We start from the raw sequence: 2,211 nt of genomic DNA, 5'->3' as shown, positions 1-2,211 counted from the left end.
CGGCCGCATCGGCGGCGGTCTGCGACGGACGCGGCGCGGCGCGGGCCGCGGCGCATTTCCTGGATCTGATCGCGCGCAAACAGGCTGGATAACAGCGTTCACCTAGACCATCTTGGCCATAACCAAGGGAGCGGACGCATGACCAGCCCAACCAGCCCATCCGTCGTCGTCACCGGCGCCTCCACCGGCATCGGCTGGGCCGTGGCCAAGGTGCTGACGGAGCGCGGCTTTCACGTGTTCGGCAGCGTGCGCAAGGCGGCCGACGCCGAGCGGCTGATCGCGGCGTTCGGCGACAAGGTCACGCCGATGCTGTTCGACGTCACCGACGAGGTCGCCGTGCGCATGGCGGCGCGCAAGGTCGAGGCGGCGCTGGACGGGCGCCCCCTGGCCGGTCTTGTCAACAACGCCGGCGTCGCCGTGGCCGGCCCGCTGCTGCACCTGCCGATCGACGAGTGGCGCCAGCAGCTGGAGGTCAATCTGACCGGGGTGGTGATCACCACCCAGGCCTTCGCGCCGCTGGTCGGGGCGCGGACGCCCGCCGGCGGAAAACCGGGCCGCATCGTCAACATCGGCTCGGTCGGCGGCCGCAACGCCAACCCGTTCATGGCCCCCTACTGCACCACCAAGTTCGGGCTGGAGGGCCTGTCGGAATCCCTGCGCCGCGAGCTGCTGCCGTTCGGCGTCGACGTGATCGTGGTCGCCCCCGGCGCGGTGGCCACGCCGATCTGGGACAAGGCCGACGAGACCGACGTCACCGCCTACGCCGGCACCGTCTACGCCCCGGCCCTGGAGCGGCTGCGCGGCTACATGCTGTCGATCGGCAAGTCGGGCCTGCCGCCCGAGCGGATCGGCGAGGCGGTGCACACGGCCCTGACCGCCGCCAGGCCCAAGGTCCGCTACACGGTCACGCCCGACCCGTTCCAGGTGTTCATGACGCAGGTCCTGCCCAAGCGGACCCTGGACAGGATCGTCGGCAAGCGGCTGGGGCTGCTGCCGGGGTAGAGGGAGGCGTCCACGGAACCCCTCCCTCTCTCTATGAGAGAGGGGTTTAGCGCCCCACCATGTCCCAGGCCAACGGCTCGCCGCGCTTCAACGCCCGCGCCGCCGGCTTGCCCAGCACCGCCTCGTAGTCGGCCGGGGGCAAACCCTCGCCGGGGCGGACCGAGCGGACATTGGCCTTGGTCAGGACCTCGCCGGCCGCGACGTCGGCGGTGACGTAGAGCGAGCGGCGGAACTGGCGGTTGCCGCGCTCGCTGCCCAGCAGGTCGTAATTGACCCCACCCAGGGCTTTCCAGGCGTTCTTGGTGTCGTCGACCAGGGCGCGGAACTCGGCCGGCTCCAGGCTGAAGGCCGCGTCCGGGCCGCCGTCGCTGCGGGCCAGGGTGAAGTGCTTTTCGATCGCGCAGGCCCCCAGCGTCGTGGCGGCCACCGAGGCCGCCGTGCCCGGGGTGTGGTCCGACAGGCCGATCGGGCAACCGAAGCGCTGGGCCATGTCGATGATGGTCCGCAGGTTGGCGTCCTCGAAACTGGCCGGATAGCTGGACACGCAGTGCAGCAGCAGCACCCCCGCCGCGCCGGCTTCCAGGGCGGTGTCCAGCGCGGTCTGCATTTCCGCGAGGTTGGCCATGCCGGTCGAGATGATCAGCGGCTTGCCTTGGCGGGCGGCGTAGCGGATCAGCGGCAGGTCGACGGCCTCGAACGAGGCGATCTTGTAGGCGGGGGCGTCCAGGCCCGCGAGCAGGTCGACGGCGGTCTCGTCGAACGGGCTGGAGAAGATGGTCACGCCCCGCTTCCGGGCCCGCTCGAAGATCGGGCCGTGCCATTCGTAGGGGGTCTGGGCCTCCTGGTAGAGCTCGTGCAGGCTGCGCCCGTCCCACAGGCCGCCGTGGATCTTGAACTCCGGCCGGTCGACATCCAGCGTGATGGTGTCGGCGGTGTAGGTCTGCAGCTTGATGGCGTCGGCGCCGGTGTCGGCGGCCGCGTCGACCATCTCCAGGGCGCGGTCGAGGCTGCCGTTGTGGTTGCCCGAAAGCTCACAGATCACATAGGGCACGAAGTCGGCGCCGATCTTGCGGCCGGCGATCTCGATGAAGGGGGCGGTCATGGGCGGGGCGCTCGTGGGGCTTTGGCCCATATTAACCCTGAAATCGTGGACGAGGCGTCAAGATGCTCCCCCTCTGGGGGAGCTGTCGGCGAAGCCGACTGAGGGGG

Annotated in this window: 2 protein-coding genes; one reads left to right on the top strand and one right to left on the bottom strand. The window is 70.4% G+C overall.

The genetic code is table 11. The annotated features are described in order from the left end of the window. Positions 1-138 precede the first annotated feature (138 nt). The gene (locus tag WAL33_RS06225) at positions 139-1,002 is read left to right on the top strand and encodes an SDR family NAD(P)-dependent oxidoreductase (protein WP_422179537.1); all 864 of its coding nucleotides are present in this window, start codon (positions 139-141) and stop codon (positions 1,000-1,002) included. A 46-nt stretch (positions 1,003-1,048) separates the two neighbouring features. On the opposite strand, the gene pseI is transcribed toward WAL33_RS06225, so the two are convergent. Next, the gene (pseI, locus tag WAL33_RS06220) at positions 1,049-2,104 is read right to left on the bottom strand and encodes a pseudaminic acid synthase (protein ID WP_422179535.1); all 1,056 of its coding nucleotides are present in this window, start codon (positions 2,102-2,104) and stop codon (positions 1,049-1,051) included. Positions 2,105-2,211 lie beyond the last annotated feature (107 nt).

The organism is Caulobacter sp., from assembly GCF_049283275.1.
GTDB lineage: Bacteria > Pseudomonadota > Alphaproteobacteria > Caulobacterales > Caulobacteraceae > Caulobacter.
Note: the sequence above shows the minus strand (reverse complement) of the source record. Positions and strands in the feature narration are given on the sequence as shown.

What these genes read in the sequence shown, in the direction of transcription:
- WAL33_RS06225 (WP_422179537.1), top strand. Translation starts at nt 139, where the DNA reads ATGACCAGCCCAACCAGCCCATCCGTCGTCGTCACCGGCGCCTCCACC.
- pseI (WP_422179535.1), bottom strand. Translation starts at nt 2,104, where the DNA reads ATGACCGCCCCCTTCATCGAGATCGCCGGCCGCAAGATCGGCGCCGAC.